Raw genomic sequence first — 15967 nt, 5'->3', positions numbered from 1 at the left:
TTCTTTTTCTCCCTCAAGCGTCGACGGTCGGCAGCGCCGCGCGCGCGCTGTCCTTCTGCGCGACATGAATCTTGCCGCCCGCAATCGTACGCAGTACGACATAAAACACCGGCGTAAGCAGCAAGCCGAATGCGGTCACGCCGAGCATCCCGAAGAACACCGCGATACCCATTGCATGCCGCATTTCCGAGCCCGCGCCTGTCGAAAGCACGAGCGGCACGACGCCCATGATGAACGCGATCGACGTCATCAGGATCGGCCGCAGACGCAGGCGGCTCGCCTCGATGGCGGCCGAGAGCGGCGAGTGGCCGTCGTGCTCCAGTTCGCGCGCGAACTCCACGATCAGGATGGCGTTCTTCGAAGCGAGACCCACCAGCACCATCAGACCGATCTGCGTGAAGATGTTGTTGTCGCCCTGGGTGAGCCACACACCGGTCAGCGCGCACAGCACGCTCATCGGCACGATCAGGATCACCGCGAGCGGCAGCGTGAGGCTCTCGTAGAGCGCGGCCAGCACGAGAAACACGAGCAGCACGCTGATCGGAAACACCCAGATGCCCGAGTTGCCCGCGAGAATCTGCTGGTACGTCAGGTCGGTCCATTCGAACTTCACGCCGCGCGGCAGCACTTCGGCCGCGATGCGTTCCGCCGCCGCCTGCGCCTGGCCCGACGAGTAGCCGGGCGCCGGGCCGCCGTTGACGTCGGCGGCGGTGTAGCCGTTGTAGCGCACCACCATTTCGGGGCCGTACGTAGGCGTCACCGTCACAAGCGACGAGAGCGGCACCATCTCGCCCGCGGCATTGCGCGTCTTCAGTTGCAGAATGTCGTCGGCGTTCTGGCGGAACGGCGCGTCCGCCTGCACGCGCACCTGGTACACGCGGCCGAAGCGGTTGAAGTCGTTCACGTAGAGCGAGCCCAGATAGATCTGCATCGTGTCGAACACGTCCGTTACCGAAACACCCAGTTGCTTCGCCTTTGTGCGGTCCAGATCGACGTTGAGCTGCGGCACGTTGATCTGGTAGCTCGAAAACGTCGGGCCAAGCTCCGGCGTCGTCGCGGCGCGCTTGATGAAGTCCTGCGTCGCGCGGTTGAGCGCTTCGTAGCCCACGGCGCCGTGGTCCTCCAACTGCATCTTGAAGCCGCCCAGCGTGCCGAGACCAAGCACCGGCGGCGGCGGGAATACCGCTATGAAGGAGTCCTTGATCTGCGCGTACTGCTGGTTCAGCGCGCCCGCGATCGCCCCCGCCGACAGTGCCTCGCCATGGCGCTCCTTGAACGGCTTGAGCGTGACGAACACGATGCCCGCGCTCGAACTGTTCGTGAAGCCGTTCACCGAGAGCCCCGGGAACGCGACGGCACTTTCGACACCCGGCTGCTTGAGCGCGATGGCGCTCATGTCGCGAATCACGTTTTCGGTGCGATCGAGCGACGCGCCGTTCGGCAATTGCGCGAACGCGATCAGATACTCCTTGTCCTGCGCGGGCACGAAGCCCCCCGGCACGACGCGCGCCATCAGCACGGTCGCACCGATCAGCACGACGTAGACCATCAGCATCGCGCCCTTGTGGCGCAGCACGCCGTTCACGCCGCGCCCGTATTCCTCCGAGCCACGATGGAACACCTTGTTGAAGCGCCGGAAGAAGCCGCCCAGCACACGATTCATCCCGCGCGTAAGCCAGTCCTCCTTCGCACCGTGGCCGCGCAGCAGCAGCGCGGAAAGCGCGGGCGAGAGCGTGAGCGAGTTGAACGCCGAAATCACCGTGGAAATGGCGATGGTCATCGCGAACTGCTTGTAGAACTGACCGGTGAGACCGCTCATGAACGCGAGCGGCACGAACACGGCGACGAGCGTGAGCGCGATGGCGATGATCGGGCCGCTCACCTCCTGCATGGCCTTGTAGGTGGCGTCGCGCGCCGATAGCCCGCGCTCTATGTTGCGCTCGACGTTCTCCACCACGACGATCGCATCGTCCACCACGATCCCGATGGCGAGCACCATGCCGAACAGCGAGAGCGCGTTGATCGAGAAGCCGAACGCCAGCAGCAGCGAAAACGTTCCGACGATCGACACCGGTACGGCGACGAGCGGAATGATCGACGCGCGCCAGGTCTGCAGAAACACGATCACGACGATCACCACGAGCGCGATCGCTTCGAGCAGCGTGTGCACGACCGCCTCGATACTCGCGCGCACGAACTGCGTGGGGTCGTAGACGATGCGGTAGTCCACGCCCGCCGGCATGTCCTCCTTGAGCTCCTTCATGGCCGCGCGCACCTGGTCCGAGATCGCGAGCGAGTTCGCACCCGGCGCCTGGTTGATCGCGAGCGCCACGGCGGGCTTGTTGTCGAGCAGCGAGCGCAGCCCGTATTCGGAGGCCGCGAGTTCGATGCGCGCGATGTCGCGCAGATACGTGACGCCGCCATCCGGATTCGTCTTGACGATGATGTTGCCGAACTCGCCTTCGGTGCGCAGACGGCCCTGAGCGTTGACGTTCAACTGCAGCGGCGTGCCCGGCACGCTAGGCGAGGCGCCGATCACGCCGGCCGCCACCTGCACGTTCTGCTCGCGAATGGCGTTGACCACATCCTGCGCGGTGAGATTGCGCTGCGCCACCTTCTGCGGATCGAGCCAGATGCGCATGGCGTAGTCGCCCGAGCCCCACAACTGCACCTCGCCCACGCCCCGGATATTCGCGAGACGATCCTTCACGTTGAGGAGCGCGTAGTTGCGCAGGTAGGTCATGTCGTACTGGTTGTTCGGCGAGATCAGGTGCACGACCATCGTGAGCGTGGGCGAGCTCTTGATCGTCGTGATGCCAAGACGCTGGACATCCTCCGGCAAGCGCGGCAGCGCCTGGTTCACGCGGTTCTGCACGAGCTGCGTGGCCTTGTCCGGATCGGTGCCGAGACGGAACGTGACCGTGAGCGTGAGGTTGCCGTCGCTGTTCGCCTGCGACTGCATGTAGAGCATGTCCTCGACGCCGTTGATCTGCTCTTCGAGCGGCGCCGCCACGGTTTCGGCGATCACCTTCGGGTTCGCGCCCGGATACTGCGCATGCACCACCACCGAAGGCGGCACGACCTCGGGATACTCGGAAATCGGTAGCTGGAACAGGGCGATCACCCCGGCCAGCAGGATCAGCACGGACAGTACGCCCGCGAAGATCGGCCGGTCGATGAAAAATTTCGATATGTTCATGGGTCGCTCTTCGAATTGACGCTTAGTAGCACTAAATGGCATGCGGGGACGGGCGGGCTGCGCCGGCAAGCGCGCCCCCCCGCCGCCCGGCGTCAGGAGGTCTTGTCGTGCTTCGTGCCGGCCTGCGACTGCAGGGTCTCGCCCGCCGCGGACGCGCCCTGCGGCGCGGCAGCCAGCGCATCGCCATTGGCGTCGCCGTTCATCGGCACCATGTGCGCGCTCACCACTTCGCCCGGACGCACGCGCTGCGTGCCGTTCACCACCACGCGCTCGCCCTGCTGCAAGCCGCCCGCGATTTCGCGCAGATTGCCTTGCAGGCCGCCGAGCTGCACCGGGCGGTACGTCACGTGATTGTCGCGGTCCAGCACATAGACGAACTTCTTGTCCTGGTCGGTGCCGATTGCGGCGTCGTCCACGAGCAGCGCCGGGTGCGGTGCGCTCCCGCTCACCTTCACCCGCGCGTAGAGGCCCGGCACGAGCGCACCATCGGCATTGTCGAAGCGCGCACGCACGCGGATCGTGCCCGAAGACGTGTCGAGGCGGTTGTCCACCGACTCGATCGTGCCCTGGCGCGAATAGCCGCTTTCGTTCGCGAGGCCCAGATCCACCGGCACCTTCGAACCATCCTTCATGTGGCTGATGTAGTCGAGATAGGTCTGCTCGTCGGCGTCGAATTCGGCGTAGATTGGCGAGACCGACACCAGCGTCGTGAGCGGCGGCGCGTCCGCGCCGGCCGACACCACGTTGCCCACGGTAATTTCCGCCCGCGACACGCGCCCCGCCACCGGCGCCACGACGCGCGTGTAGCCCAGGTTGATCTGTGCGGCCTCGAGCGCTGCCTGCGCGGCCTTCACGTTCGCGCTCGCCTCGCGCGCGTCGTTCTGCTTCTGGTCGTAGTCGCGTTTGGCGATCGCATTGTCGCCAATGAGCCGCTGCGCGCGCTCCCAGTCGCTCTGTGCGTAACCGCTGCGCGCCTGGGCCGCGGCCAGTTGCGCGGCGGCCTGATCGACGGCGGCCTGATACGGACGCGGATCGATCACGAAGAGCGTGTCGCCCTTCCTGACGAGCGCGCCGTCACGAAAGTCGACGGAAACGATCGTACCCGATACCTGCGGGCGGACATCGACCTTCTCCACGGCGGCGAGACGCCCGGAGTAGACCTGCCAGTCGGTGACATTGCGCTGGACCACGGCGGCAACGTCCACCTCGGGTGCGGGCGACGCTTCGGCCGCGACGGCGGAATGCACGTCGAGCCGCATGGCGACGAGGGTGCCGAGCCCCGCGACCGCGACGACGGCTAGCGCCGCCATCGCGATACGCGTACGGGAATGCGATTTCAGTGACATGTCGAGCTCCAAATTGAGTGAATCCATGTTCGTTATCGTTGTGCACCGGCTTCAAAGCAGCACTTGAAGAAACGCACCGCTTCGCCGAGCGCGGCGGGATACGCCGCGATCTGCGCGTGCGAGACGCTGGGATAGCGCACCACCTGGGTGCGCACGCCCGCGTCGATCAACCGGCTCGCGTACTTTTCCGCCTCGATGTGCAGCACGTCGTTCTGCGCCGTGACGATGAGCGTGGGCGGCAGCCCCGCGAGCCGCGACGATTCGAGCGGCGCCGCGTACGGATGCATGCGCTGCGAGGCCTCGGGCAGATAGGCCCGATAACACGCGGCGCATTCGCCCGCCGTGATGTCCGAGCCAAGACGCCGCTCGTCGCCGAGCCGCGTGAGGCTCGGGTCGAGCATCGGCGCGAACAACGCCTGTGCGACGAACCGCACGTCGCCGCGATCGCGCCCGATAAACGCGAGCACGTTCGCGATCTGACCACCCGCGTCGTGCCCCGCCGTGATCACGCGCTTCGCGTTGCCGCCAAACGCCCGGGCGCGCGTGACGATCCACAGCGCGGCGCGATGGGCATCTTCCGGCGCGGCGGGAAACGGAAACTGCGGCGCAAGCGAGTAGTCCACCGAAACCACCAGCGCGGGCAATTGCACAGCCAGGTAGCGCGCGGCTTCGTCGGCATCGTCGAGCGTGCCGCGCACAAAGCCGCCGCCGTGAAAATAGAGCAGGACCGGCAGGCCCTGTGCGCCCTCGGGACGGTACAGACGCAGGCCGATCTGCTGCGCGTAGCCTTCGATCGTCACGTCCGTCGCGAGGAGCGCACGCGTGCCGTTGGCCGTGGCAGCCGAAGCCGGCGTGGCAAACGCCGACGGCACACTGCCGTGCACGCTGTCGGCCGTGTCGTCGGACGCGACCCCCAGTGTCGGCGCAGGCTTGAAAGCATCCATGTCGAAATGGCGCAAAGCGCGATAGTGATTCGAATGGTGCGAATTGTGGGTTCGGCAGACTTTCAAATAAATGCCTATAATCCGGCAACACAATTCGGCGCACCTGAACAATCTGTCTCTTCTTTTTGCGCGCGGTGCGGTTTTGCCCGTAGCGCGCGGTGCAGCCGAACTCTTTCGGAGAGTGGCAATGGACCGCCTTCAGGCCATGCAGGTGTTCACCCGTGTCGTCGACACCAACAGCTTCACGCGCGCAGCCGAAACGCTCAACATGCCGCGCGCCTCGGTCACGACGATCATCCAGAATCTCGAAGCGTTTCTCGGTGTGCGGCTCATGCATCGCACCACGCGCCGCCTCTCGCTCACGCCGGACGGCGCCGCGTATTACGAACGCTGCGTGCGCATCATCGCCGACGTGGAGGAGACCGAACAAACGTTCCAGAACGGCAACCGCAAGCCGCACGGCAAACTGCGCATCGACATGCCCGGCTCGATCGGGCGCCTGATCGTAATCCCGGCGCTGTGCGAATTCCACACGCGCTACCCGGATATCGATCTGCAACTGGGGCTTTCCGACCGCCCCGTCGATCTGCTGCAGGAAGGCGTGGACTGCGTGGTGCGCGTGGGCGCGTTGCAGGATTCCTCGCTCGTGGCGCGGCGCATCGGCCTCTTCGAGGGCGTCTCGTGCGCGTCGCCCGACTACCTCGAACGGCACGGCATTCCGCACACGCTCGAAGACCTGGAAGGCCACCGCGCGGTGAACTACTTCTCGAGCCGCACCGGGCGCGTGATCGACTGGGCGTTCCTCGTCGAGGGCAAGGAAGTGGAGGTCAAGCTCAAGAGCATGGTGTCGGTCAACGACGCGGATGCGTACGTCACCTGCGGCGTCGAAGGCTTCGGCCTGATCCAGCCCGCGCGCTACCAGGTGCTGCCGTATCTGAAGTCGGGCGAGCTCGTGGAGGTGCTGCCCGGCTTCAAGCCGCTGCCCATGCCCATCTCGGCCGTCTACCCGCACAGCCGCCATCTGTCACCGAAAGTGCGCGTATTCGTGGACTGGATTGCCGAGGTGTTCGACCGCTGCCCGCTCCTCTCCGGCCGCGCGTCGCTCGACAAGACCTGCACCATGCGCACGCCCGAGGACCGCGAATCGGCGCCGAGTCATGAAACGCCGGTGGTTTCAGAGTGGGTCGCCTAATGCACGCAAAAAGGCGCGCGATGATTGTTCCGGATTTTCGACAATTCATTTCGCGTTTGCGCCGTTTATCGCCGCGACGCGCTTAATTACATTAGCTCCTGTCGCCGCGGGCCGGTTGTCTTCCAACCGGCTCGCGGCCCTCGCTACAGGAGCAGATCATGAAACGCACTCTCGCAACCGCCTCGGTGCTCGCGCTGGCCGCGAGCGCGCCTGCCTTCGCCGAGGGCATAGGCACGGCGGAAAGCTGGCGTACGGCGGGCATTACTCAGGATAACGAAGCGAACAGGCATGTGGTCGCGAAGACCGCGCCGTCTTCGGAACTCGACTACTGGGATACGACGACGGCTGTCTGGACGCCGTTCCGGCACTGAAGTCCAACGACCGACGCACGGCAGTCTCAGGTCCGCCGGTCGTAGCGGTCCTCGAAGTCCGGCTCGAAGAACACCCAGCGCACTTCGGGAAAGCGCGCCTGCAGATCCGCCTCGATCACGTTGATCGCTTCGACCATCGCGCGGCTTTGCGCGTAGTCGATCATCTCGGCCTGCACGGCCACGACGACGTCCTTACCCCATTGCAGGGTAATCAGGTTGATGATGCTGCGTATCTCGGGCCGGCCGCGCAGAAACGCTTCGATCTCGCGTCGTCTTTCGGGGCTCGCCGATTCGCCGACGATCATCGACTTCACCTCGCGCGCGATGAACCACGCGATGAGCATGAGCAGCACGCCCACGCCGATCGATCCGCATGCGTCCCACACCGGGTTGCCCGTAATGACGGTGAGCAGCACCGCAGCGAAGGCGATGGCGAGGCCCGCGAGCGCGGCAATGTCCTCTCCCGCCACGACGAGCAGGTCGGATTCGCGCGTCTCGCGCGCCCAGCGCCATAGCGATTTCGTGGGGGTTCCCGTCCGGATCTCGCGCAGCGCGCCGTAGAGCGAAAGCGCCTCCAGGATCACGGAAACGCCGAGCACGGCGAGCGCCACAAATACGTATTGCAACGGCTCACGTACGATCAGGCGATGGATGCCCTCGTACACGGAAAACGCGCCGCCCACGAAAAACAGCAGCAGCGCAACGAGCAGCGAATAGAAGTTGATCGCACGACCCGAGCCCATCGGGTGGAGCGGCGAAGGCGGCTTGCGCGACTGCCGCAGGCCGAAGAGCAGCAGCAACTGGTTGCCGCAGTCGGCGGTGGAGTGGATCGCCTCCGCGAACATCGAACCGGAGCCGGTAAACGCCGCCGCCACGTACTTGAAAACCGCGATACCGGCGTTCGCCGCGAGCGCATAGAAAATCGCCTTCGGCGACTCCGCACTCATACGATCTCGACGCGGGCCGGGCCCGGTTCCACGCTCATTTCGCCAATCACGCGTGCCTCGGCAAAGCCGTCCGCGTGCATGATCGCGAGCACCTCGTTCACGCAGTCGGGCGCGCACGAAATCAACAGGCCACCCGAGGTTTGCGGGTCGGTCAACAGCGCCTGCGCAACGAGCGGCAGGCTCGCGCCCAGCGTCACGCTCTCGCCGTACGACGCCCAGTTGCGGCCCGAAGCGCCCGTGAACACGCCGTCGGCAGCAAGCGCCTCGACGCCGGGCAGGAACGGCAGGTCGGCATAGCGCACGCGCGCGGTCAGTCTGGCGCCGCGCGCGATCTCCAGCGTATGGCCGAGCAGGCCGAAGCCGGTCACGTCGGTCATCGCATGAACGCCGTCGAGCGCGGCGAGCTTCGCGCCCGGCGTGTTGAGCTTCGTCGCGGCGGCGACCATGGCCTGATAGCCCGCAGCGTCGAGCCGGTCCTTCTTGAGCGCCGCGGAGAGCACACCCACGCCTAGCGGCTTGCCGAGCACGAGCCGGTCGCCCGCACGCGCCGACGCGTTGCGCTTCACACGATCCGGATGCACGACGCCAAGCGCCGCGAGGCCGTAGATGGGCTCGACCGAGTCGATCGAATGACCGCCCGCGACCGGAATGCCCGCGGCAGCGCAAACGTCCTCGCCGCCGCGTAGCACCTGGGCGATCACGTCATGCGGCAGCACGTTGATCGGCATGCCCACGAGCGCGAGCGCGAGGATCGGCTTGCCGCCCATTGCATAGACGTCCGAAAGGGCATTCGTGGCGGCGATGCGGCCGAAGTCGTAGGGATCGTCGACGATCGGCATGAAGAAGTCGGTGGTCGCGACGATGGCCTGCTCGTCGTTGAGCTTGTAGACGGCGGCGTCGTCCGCCGTCTCGGTGCCCACCAGCAGGTTCGGGAAAGCGGCCGTAAGCGGCGTGCTGCGCGCGAGCAGCGCGGAGAGCACGCCCGGCGCAATCTTGCAGCCGCAGCCGCCGCCATGCGAGAGGCTCGTGAGGCGCGGCGCCGCGCCGGTTTGGGAAGTGCTTGCGTTCATAGGCGGAAGTCGTTCGCGATAAGGCGGGATAAGGCAATTGAGTAAAGCGGAATCACGCGCCCTATTATGAGCCAACGGGTCGCGATGCGCCCACCGCGGTGCCCGGCAACCCTTTCTCCTCCAGCGCGAGCAGCGCAGCCACGAGCCATTGCGGATCGTCGTGCGGCAGATCGTGTCCTGCCCACGGATGCGCCACGTGCTGCGCGTTCCACGCGCGTGCGAGCCGTGCCGAGCACACGGGGTTCACGAGACGATCGCCGCGTGCCGACACCACGAGTACTGCGCCATGCGGCACGCCTCGCGCCGCATAGCGCGCGGCGGCCCATAACTGGCGCAGCGCGTTCGCCCGGCTAACCGGTGTGCCCGCGCGGATCGCGCGCCATGCGCCGAGATCGGCAGCATGCGTATCGCGACGTTCGCAGGTGCGCGCATGGATCAGGGCCTCGGCCGGCCCCTCGGCATCGCGCCAGTCTAGCGCCACGCGCACGAGCGACGGCCAGGCAGCCGGCCGCAGGCGCTCGTAGAAGCGGCTGTATGGCCGCATGCTCGTGTTCACGAGCACGAGCCGTTCGATTTCGCCCGGATAACGCAGCGCCCAGGCCGTCGCCACCATGCCGCCCAGCGACATTGCCAGCACGCGGTACGGCGCGCGCACGCCGTGCCGCTCGATCTCGGCACGCACCGCGTCGACGAATGCCTCCACCCGGGCGGGCGAGCGTACCTGCGCTGCTGTGCCATTGCCCGGCAGGTCGATGGGCAGCACGCCGCCCGTGGCCGCTTCGAGCATCGGCACAAACGCGCCCCAGTGGCGCGACTCGCGCGTGAGACCGCGCAGCAGGATCCAGGGGCCCGCGCTCATGCGCCCGGCTGCCGGTACCAATGCCCGATCGCGCTTTGCAGCAGTTGTTGGCGCTGCGCGCCTTCGGGCAGCCAGCACCGCGCGGAATACGCGGCGCGCGTAAGGAATTCGAACAGATTCGCATGGCGCCGCAGCACGCGCGCGGTGCGATGCTGCATGACGGGATTGAACATGCCCTGGCGCGAGAAAATCTGGCGCGGGTTCTTCTTGATCCACAGCCACGAGCCGAGTTCGAGCGTGAGCGGCAGAAATACGTTCTCCGCGGGTGCGCGATCGTAGGCACAGTCCCAGAGATCGCCATGCAGCAGATACTGGTGGCTCTGCGGTTCGAAGGCATAGCCGTGATGCGGATGCGCGCGCTCGAACATCGTCTTGAGCAGGTACATCTCGGGCAGATGGCGCATGAGCTTGCGCGTGCGCGCGTACGGGAACCAGATGCTGTCGCTCCAGCCATAGCCCGAATGGCAATCGAGCGCGAAGCTGAGCGTGCGCGACGCCAGCTCTTCGTCCACGATCTTCAGGAGCGCCGCCGCCTCCACTTCCATCGGTGCGCCGCGCTTGCCCCGATACCACGGCAGCCACGAGCCCACGCGCTGGCCGCCCGCGAGGAACGGGACGCGCTCGTCGGCGTCCTGCGGCGCGTTGCGCATCAGGTCCACGCCGTTCGGGTTCGCGCGCGTGGCGAGCCACATGCCGCCCGGATTCAGGATGGGCACCATCACGAGCCGTATCGATTCGAGCTGCTGCATGAGCAACTCGTCCCAGGCCAGCCGTCCCACGAGCGCCCGCATGTAGTCGAGCACGAGTTGCGAGCCGATCCGCTCCAGCCCATGTATGCCGCCGAAAAAGCCGATGGCGGGCGCGCAAGGATCCTTCGATCCGATGCTCGCGGCGTAGAGCTCGAACGAGCGGCCGTGCACTTCCACCTCGCCCGCGCTGCGTATCGAGAGCCAGCGGCTGCCCGCATCGAGGATCGCCTTGAGATCCTCGTACTCGGCAAAGCTGTCGGGCAGAAAGCTCAGGGCCTGGCGCATCGATGCACTCGGTGGGCAATGATGGAAGGGTTGTCGAAAGGAACAGCGGCGGCACGTACGCCGCCCACAATATAGCGCCTTGGGGACGCATTGCGCATGACAGATCCGCGGCGTCACGCGCCTGTCACATGCCGGAATTCCTTCGCATGACTACAGGCTTCGGCGATGCGCCGCGTGGGCAGACCTCAGGCAAAGCTCAGGCGAACAGCGGCAGCGTCGCGTCGATCGCTTCGCCGAGCGTGTCGAACGCCGGGGCGATCTCCTCGTCAGGCACGCACGCATAGCCGATCAGCAGACCCGACGCGGCACGCGCGCGCTCCGCGTAATAGCCCGACAAAGGCCGCACGACAATGTTGCGCGCGAGCGCCGCCTCCGCCACGGCGCGGTCGTCGCAGCCCTCGGGCAATTGCATGACCACGTGCAGGCCGGCGTCGCCGCCCATCGCGGGCAGCGCGTCGCCATAGCGGCTCGTGGCGGCGTCCAGCAGCGCCTGGCGGCGCTGCCCATAAAGCCCGCGCATCTTGCGGATATGCGACGTGAAGTGCCCTTCCGCGATGAACTCAGCCAGCACCGCCTGCTGCAGCAACTGGCCCTCGCGGTAAAGCTCCGCGCTCGCGGTCGCGAAGCTTTCCGCGAGCCCCTCCGGCGCGACCAGATACCCCACGCGCAAGCCCGGAAACAGCGTCTTGCCGAAGCTCCCCACGTAGATCACCTGCCCCGCCGTGTCGAGGCCCTGCAGCGACGCGAGCGGGCGGCTGCCGTAGCGAAACTCGCTGTCGTAGTCGTCCTCGATGATCCAGCACTGGTGCTGGCGCGCGTACTCCAGCAACATGCGGCGGCGCGCGAGGCTCATCACCATGCCGAGCGGGTACTGATGCGAGGGCGTCACGAGTATCAGCTTCGGCGGCACGGCGAAGTCCCCGGCCGACGGGTTGATGCCTTCGCCGTCCACGGCGATCGGGCGCGGGTTCAGCCCCGACACCTGCAACACGCTGCGCAGGCCCCAGTAGCAAGGGTCCTCGGTCCAGATCACGTCGCCGGAATCGGTCAGCAGGCGCACGGCCAGGTCGACCGACTGGTGAATGCCGGTCGTGATGATGATCTGCTCCGGCGCACAGCGCACCGAGCGCGCCGTGCGCAGATAGTCGGCCAGGACATGGCGCAGCAGCGCGAGCCCGCCGCCCGGCGCATAGGTGAGCAGATCGGGACGCAGGCTGCGCCAGTACTTGTTGTGCAGGCGGGTCCAGACGCGCGACGGGAAGCGCGAGACGTCGGGCACGCCCGGCATGAACGCGCCGCCCTGGCGCTTCGAGACGCCCGCGTCCGCGATCAGCCGCGCGCCGCGCGCGGACAGCGCCCGGGCCGCTTCGCGCGACGCACGCGTGACGCCCTGCGTAGCGGGCCCGGCGAAGGACGCGGCAAGGCCGGTGGAAGGCGCCGCCGTTCGCGCGGCAGCCGGCGAAACGACACCCGGCGCAGCCTGGATGAAACCGGGCAAGCCGCCCGTCATCGCACTCGCGCCCTTTATTCGATCCAACCCTACGGAACCCGGTTCATTCGCCCCGACGATCTCGTCCGGCGACGTGTCGGCCACATAGGTCCCGCGCCCGGTCGTCGAGATCACGTAGCCTTCCAGGGCGAGCTGCTCGTAGACCTGGGTAACGGTATTGCGCGCGATGCCCAGCTCCGCCGCCAGCAGCCGCGACGAGGGTACGCGCGCCCCGGCCGGCAGTTCGCGCGAAAGGATGGCCTGCTGCAGCAGCCGGTGGAGCTGCCGGTACACCGGCTGAGTGCTTCCATGGTCGAGCCGTTGGGCCAGCCAGTCGGAGAGGACACTCGCTCGCATCGAATTGGCTCCCAAGAATTTCATTGAATGGCTCTGAAACTTGGAGCCAAATGTGAGTATAGTCGCTTCATCGGCCGCCTGTTGCCCGCTTCCCGCCTCACGGCGGCCTGCATACCCACCACCGATACCCAGAAATCGTCTGCGAAGGAGATGAATCGTGAAAAACGCTGAACTGGTAAGCCGCAAGGACGCCGCCACCCCGCGCGGCGTGGGCGTGATGTGCAACTTCTACGCCGCGCGCGCCGAAAACGCCGAACTGTGGGACGTGGAAGGCCGCCGCTTCATCGACTTCGCGGCCGGCATCGCCGTGTGCAACACGGGCCACCGTCATCCGAAGATCGTTGCCGCGATCAAGGAACAGCTCGACCGCTTCACGCACACCGCCTACCAGATCGTGCCGTACGAGTCGTACGTCTCGCTGGCCGAGAAGGTCGCGAAGCGCGCGCCGGGCAACTTCGCCAAGAAGGCCGCTTTCTTCACGACCGGCGCCGAAGCCGTCGAAAACGCCGTCAAGATCGCGCGCGCCTCGACCGGCCGTCCGGGCGTGATCGCCTTCGCCGGCGGCTTCCACGGCCGCACGATGATGGGCATGGCGCTTACGGGCAAGGTCGCGCCGTACAAGCTGAACTTCGGGCCGTTCCCGGCGGACGTCTATCACGCTCCGTACCCCAACTCGGTCCACGGCATCACGACCGCCGACTCGCTGAAGGCCATTGAAACGCTGTTCAAGGCCGACATCGATCCGAAGCGCGTTGCCGCGATCATCTTCGAACCGGTCCAGGGCGAAGGCGGTTTCTACCAGGCACCCGCCGACTTCGTGCGCGGCCTGCGCCAGATCTGCGACACGCACGGCATCCTGCTGATCGCCGACGAAGTGCAGACGGGCTTTGCGCGCACCGGCAAGCTGTTCGCGATGGAGCACTACGACGTCACGCCGGACCTCATGACGATCGCCAAGAGCCTGGCCGGCGGCATGCCGCTGTCGGGCGTGGTCGGCCGCGCCGAAGTCATGGACGCGGCGGCGCCGGGCGGCCTCGGCGGCACGTACGCGGGCAACCCGCTGGCCGTCGCGTCGGCGCACGCGGTGCTCGACATCATCGACGAAGAAAAGCTCTGCGAGCGCGCCACGAAGCTGGGCGACAAGCTCAAGGCCAGGCTCGACGCGATGAAGGGGGAAGTGCCGCAGATCGCCGACGTGCGCGGCCCGGGCGCGATGAACGCCGTCGAGTTCTGCAAGCCGGGTTCGAACGAGCCGGACGCCGACTTCACGAAGCGCGTGCAGACGGCGGCGCTCGAACGCGGCCTGCTGCTGCTCGTGTGCGGCGTGTACTCGAACGTCGTGCGCTTCCTGTTCCCGCTGACGATCCAGGACAACGTCTTCGACGAAGCGCTCGCGATCCTCGAAGAGTCGGTCAAGGAAGCCGTGGGCGTCGCCGCCTGAGCACGTCGAACGGAAACCTCGCTGAAGGAAACGGACGGTACACCGGCGCGCGCCGCTGTGCCGTCCACCGTTTTGGCCACACGCACATCGTTCGCATGGCTGATCAAATAAATCGCAAGCTGTCGGGAGTTCAACCATGAACCTGAAAGACGCATCGCTGCTGCAAAACAAGGCCTTCCTCGCCGGCGAATGGCAAGGGGCCGAAGACGGCGCCACATTCGACGTGACGAATCCCGCCACCGGCGCGCTGATCGGCACGGTGCCGAAGATGGGCGCAGCCGAAACGCGCCGCGCCATCGCGGCCGCCAACGCCGCCTGGCCCGCCTGGCGCGCGAAGACCGCGAAGGAGCGCGCCACGATCCTGCGCAAGTGGCACGATCTGATGCTCGAACACGCGGACGACCTCGCGCTGATCCTCACCACCGAACAGGGCAAGCCGCTCGCGGAAGCGAAGGGCGAAATCGGCTACGCCGCCTCCTTCCTCGAATGGTTCGCCGAAGAAGGCAAGCGCATCTATGGCGACACGATTCCGACAGTCGCGAGCGACCGCCGCATCGTCGTCACGAAGGAGCCGGTGGGCGTCTGCGCCGCGATCACGCCATGGAACTTCCCGGCCGCGATGATCACGCGCAAGGTAGGCCCGGCGCTCGCAGCGGGCTGCCCGATCGTCGTGAAGCCGGCCGAAGCGACGCCGTTCTCGGCACTGGCGATGGCCGTGCTCGCGCAGCGCGCGGGCGTGCCCGCCGGCGTGTTCAGCGTCGTGACCGGCGACCCGAAGGCCATCGGCGGCGAAATGACCAGCAATGCCACCGTGCGCAAGCTCTCGTTCACGGGCTCGACGCCCGTTGGCCGCCTGCTGATGGGCCAGTGCGCGCCGACCGTCAAGAAGGTTTCGCTCGAACTGGGCGGCAACGCGCCGTTCATCGTGTTCGAAGATGCCGATCTCGACGCGGCCGTCGCGGGCGCCATCGCCTCGAAGTACCGTAACAGCGGCCAGACCTGCGTCTGCACGAACCGCTTCTACGTGCACGACAAGGTGTACGACGCGTTCGCCGCGAAGCTGCGCGACGCCGTCGAGCAATTGAAGGTCGGCCTCGGCACCGAGCCGGGCGTGACGCAAGGCCCGCTCATCAACGAAGCGGCCGTGCTGAAGGTGGAATCGCACATCGAAGACGCGCTCGCGAAAGGCGCCCAGATCGCGACGGGCGGCAAGCGCCACGCGCTCGGCCACGGCTTCTTCGAGCCGACCGTTCTCACGGGCGTGACGCCTGCCATGAAGGTCGCGCGCGACGAAACGTTCGGCCCGCTCGCCCCGCTGTTCCGCTTCTCGTCGGACGAGGAAGTCATCAGGATGGCGAATGATACCGAGTTCGGTCTCGCCGCGTACTTCTATAGCCGCGACATCGGCCGCGTATGGCGTGTGGCCGAGGCGCTCGAATACGGCATGGTGGGTATCAACACCGGCCTGATCTCGAACGAAGTCGCGCCGTTCGGCGGCGTGAAGCAATCGGGCCTCGGCCGCGAAGGCTCGCACTATGGCGTGGACGACTATGTCGTCGTGAAGTACATGTGCATGGGCGGTCTGTAAAGCGCAACGGGCGCCCGCCTCTCATGAAAAAACGCCGGGGTGGCCCGAATAGCTCGCTGCCCCCCCGCGGGGTTGTTTTTTGCGCGGCAAACGCGGGGTTTTGGGCGCGCCGCCCGCCGGAACCAGCGGG

At 66.6% G+C, this 15967-nt stretch carries 12 protein-coding genes; 4 read left to right on the top strand and 8 right to left on the bottom strand.

Annotated features, from left to right (window positions below):
* Positions 1-13 precede the first annotated feature (13 nt).
* The 3 genes from V8683_RS07375 to V8683_RS07365 all read right to left on the bottom strand — a co-directional run bounded on the left by V8683_RS07375 (position 14) and on the right by V8683_RS07365 (position 5429).
* Complete coding sequence (locus V8683_RS07375; protein ID WP_411192115.1) at positions 14-3199, bottom strand: efflux RND transporter permease subunit; 3186 nt, start codon at positions 3197-3199, stop codon at positions 14-16.
* Positions 3200-3291: 92 nt separating this feature from the next.
* A complete protein-coding gene (locus V8683_RS07370) occupies positions 3292-4545 on the bottom strand; it encodes an efflux RND transporter periplasmic adaptor subunit (protein WP_411192114.1) in 1254 nt (417 codons plus the stop codon).
* A 32-nt stretch (positions 4546-4577) separates the two neighbouring features.
* Complete coding sequence (locus V8683_RS07365) at positions 4578-5429, bottom strand: alpha/beta hydrolase (RefSeq protein WP_411192538.1); 852 nt, start codon at positions 5427-5429, stop codon at positions 4578-4580.
* Between the two features lie 247 nt (positions 5430-5676).
* Here V8683_RS07365 and V8683_RS07360 point away from each other — a divergent pair, with 247 nt between their 5' ends.
* Entirely contained in the window at positions 5677-6681 is a 1005-nt protein-coding gene (locus V8683_RS07360; protein WP_411192113.1) for a LysR family transcriptional regulator, read from the top strand.
* A 158-nt stretch (positions 6682-6839) separates the two neighbouring features.
* A complete protein-coding gene (locus V8683_RS07355) occupies positions 6840-7052 on the top strand; it encodes a hypothetical protein (RefSeq protein WP_411192112.1) in 213 nt (70 codons plus the stop codon).
* 26 nt (positions 7053-7078) lie between these two features.
* On the opposite strand, the gene V8683_RS07350 is transcribed toward V8683_RS07355, so the two are convergent.
* The 5 genes from V8683_RS07350 to pdxR form a co-directional block, all read right to left on the bottom strand.
* Complete coding sequence (locus V8683_RS07350) at positions 7079-7999, bottom strand: cation diffusion facilitator family transporter (RefSeq protein WP_411192111.1); 921 nt, start codon at positions 7997-7999, stop codon at positions 7079-7081.
* Positions 7996-9069 (bottom strand): selenide, water dikinase SelD, encoded by a 1074-nt coding sequence (gene selD, locus V8683_RS07345; protein ID WP_411192110.1) that lies wholly within the window; start codon positions 9067-9069, stop codon positions 7996-7998. The genes V8683_RS07350 and selD overlap by 4 nt, the downstream gene beginning before the upstream one ends.
* 64 nt (positions 9070-9133) lie before the next feature.
* Complete coding sequence (locus V8683_RS07340; RefSeq protein ID WP_411192109.1) at positions 9134-9928, bottom strand: alpha/beta fold hydrolase; 795 nt, start codon at positions 9926-9928, stop codon at positions 9134-9136.
* Positions 9925-10962, bottom strand: coding sequence for a M14 family zinc carboxypeptidase (locus V8683_RS07335; protein ID WP_411192108.1), 1038 nt, complete (start codon positions 10960-10962; stop codon positions 9925-9927). The genes V8683_RS07340 and V8683_RS07335 overlap by 4 nt, the downstream gene beginning before the upstream one ends.
* Positions 10963-11158: 196 nt before the next feature.
* Positions 11159-12808: a MocR-like pyridoxine biosynthesis transcription factor PdxR gene (gene pdxR, locus V8683_RS07330; protein WP_411192107.1), complete on the bottom strand. Its 1650-nt coding sequence runs from the start codon at positions 12806-12808 to the stop codon at positions 11159-11161.
* 157 nt (positions 12809-12965) lie between these two features.
* On the opposite strand from pdxR, the gene V8683_RS07325 reads away from it, so the two are divergent.
* Both V8683_RS07325 and gabD read left to right on the top strand, forming a co-directional pair.
* A complete protein-coding gene (locus V8683_RS07325) occupies positions 12966-14249 on the top strand; it encodes a 4-aminobutyrate--2-oxoglutarate transaminase (protein WP_411192106.1) in 1284 nt (427 codons plus the stop codon).
* Positions 14250-14385: 136 nt separating this feature from the next.
* Complete coding sequence (gene gabD, locus V8683_RS07320) at positions 14386-15837, top strand: NADP-dependent succinate-semialdehyde dehydrogenase (RefSeq protein WP_411192105.1); 1452 nt, start codon at positions 14386-14388, stop codon at positions 15835-15837.
* Positions 15838-15967: the final 130 nt, after the last annotated feature.

It is taken from the genome of Paraburkholderia sp. AV2 (assembly GCF_054968425.1).
Note: the sequence above shows the minus strand (reverse complement) of the source record. Positions and strands in the feature narration are given on the sequence as shown.

Bases quoted from the DNA above. Each gene is read 5' to 3' on its own strand.
- V8683_RS07375 (WP_411192115.1), bottom strand. From the start codon at position 3,199: ATGAACATATCGAAATTTTTCATCGACCGGCCGATCTTCGCGGGCGTA.
- V8683_RS07370 (WP_411192114.1), bottom strand. From the start codon at position 4,545: ATGTCACTGAAATCGCATTCCCGTACGCGTATCGCGATGGCGGCGCTA.
- V8683_RS07360 (WP_411192113.1), top strand. From the start codon at position 5,677: ATGGACCGCCTTCAGGCCATGCAGGTGTTCACCCGTGTCGTCGACACC.
- V8683_RS07355 (WP_411192112.1), top strand. From the start codon at position 6,840: ATGAAACGCACTCTCGCAACCGCCTCGGTGCTCGCGCTGGCCGCGAGC.
- V8683_RS07350 (WP_411192111.1), bottom strand. From the start codon at position 7,999: ATGAGTGCGGAGTCGCCGAAGGCGATTTTCTATGCGCTCGCGGCGAAC.
- selD (WP_411192110.1), bottom strand. From the start codon at position 9,069: ATGAACGCAAGCACTTCCCAAACCGGCGCGGCGCCGCGCCTCACGAGC.
- V8683_RS07340 (WP_411192109.1), bottom strand. From the start codon at position 9,928: ATGAGCGCGGGCCCCTGGATCCTGCTGCGCGGTCTCACGCGCGAGTCG.
- V8683_RS07335 (WP_411192108.1), bottom strand. From the start codon at position 10,962: ATGCGCCAGGCCCTGAGCTTTCTGCCCGACAGCTTTGCCGAGTACGAG.
- pdxR (WP_411192107.1), bottom strand. From the start codon at position 12,808: ATGCGAGCGAGTGTCCTCTCCGACTGGCTGGCCCAACGGCTCGACCAT.
- gabD (WP_411192105.1), top strand. From the start codon at position 14,386: ATGAACCTGAAAGACGCATCGCTGCTGCAAAACAAGGCCTTCCTCGCC.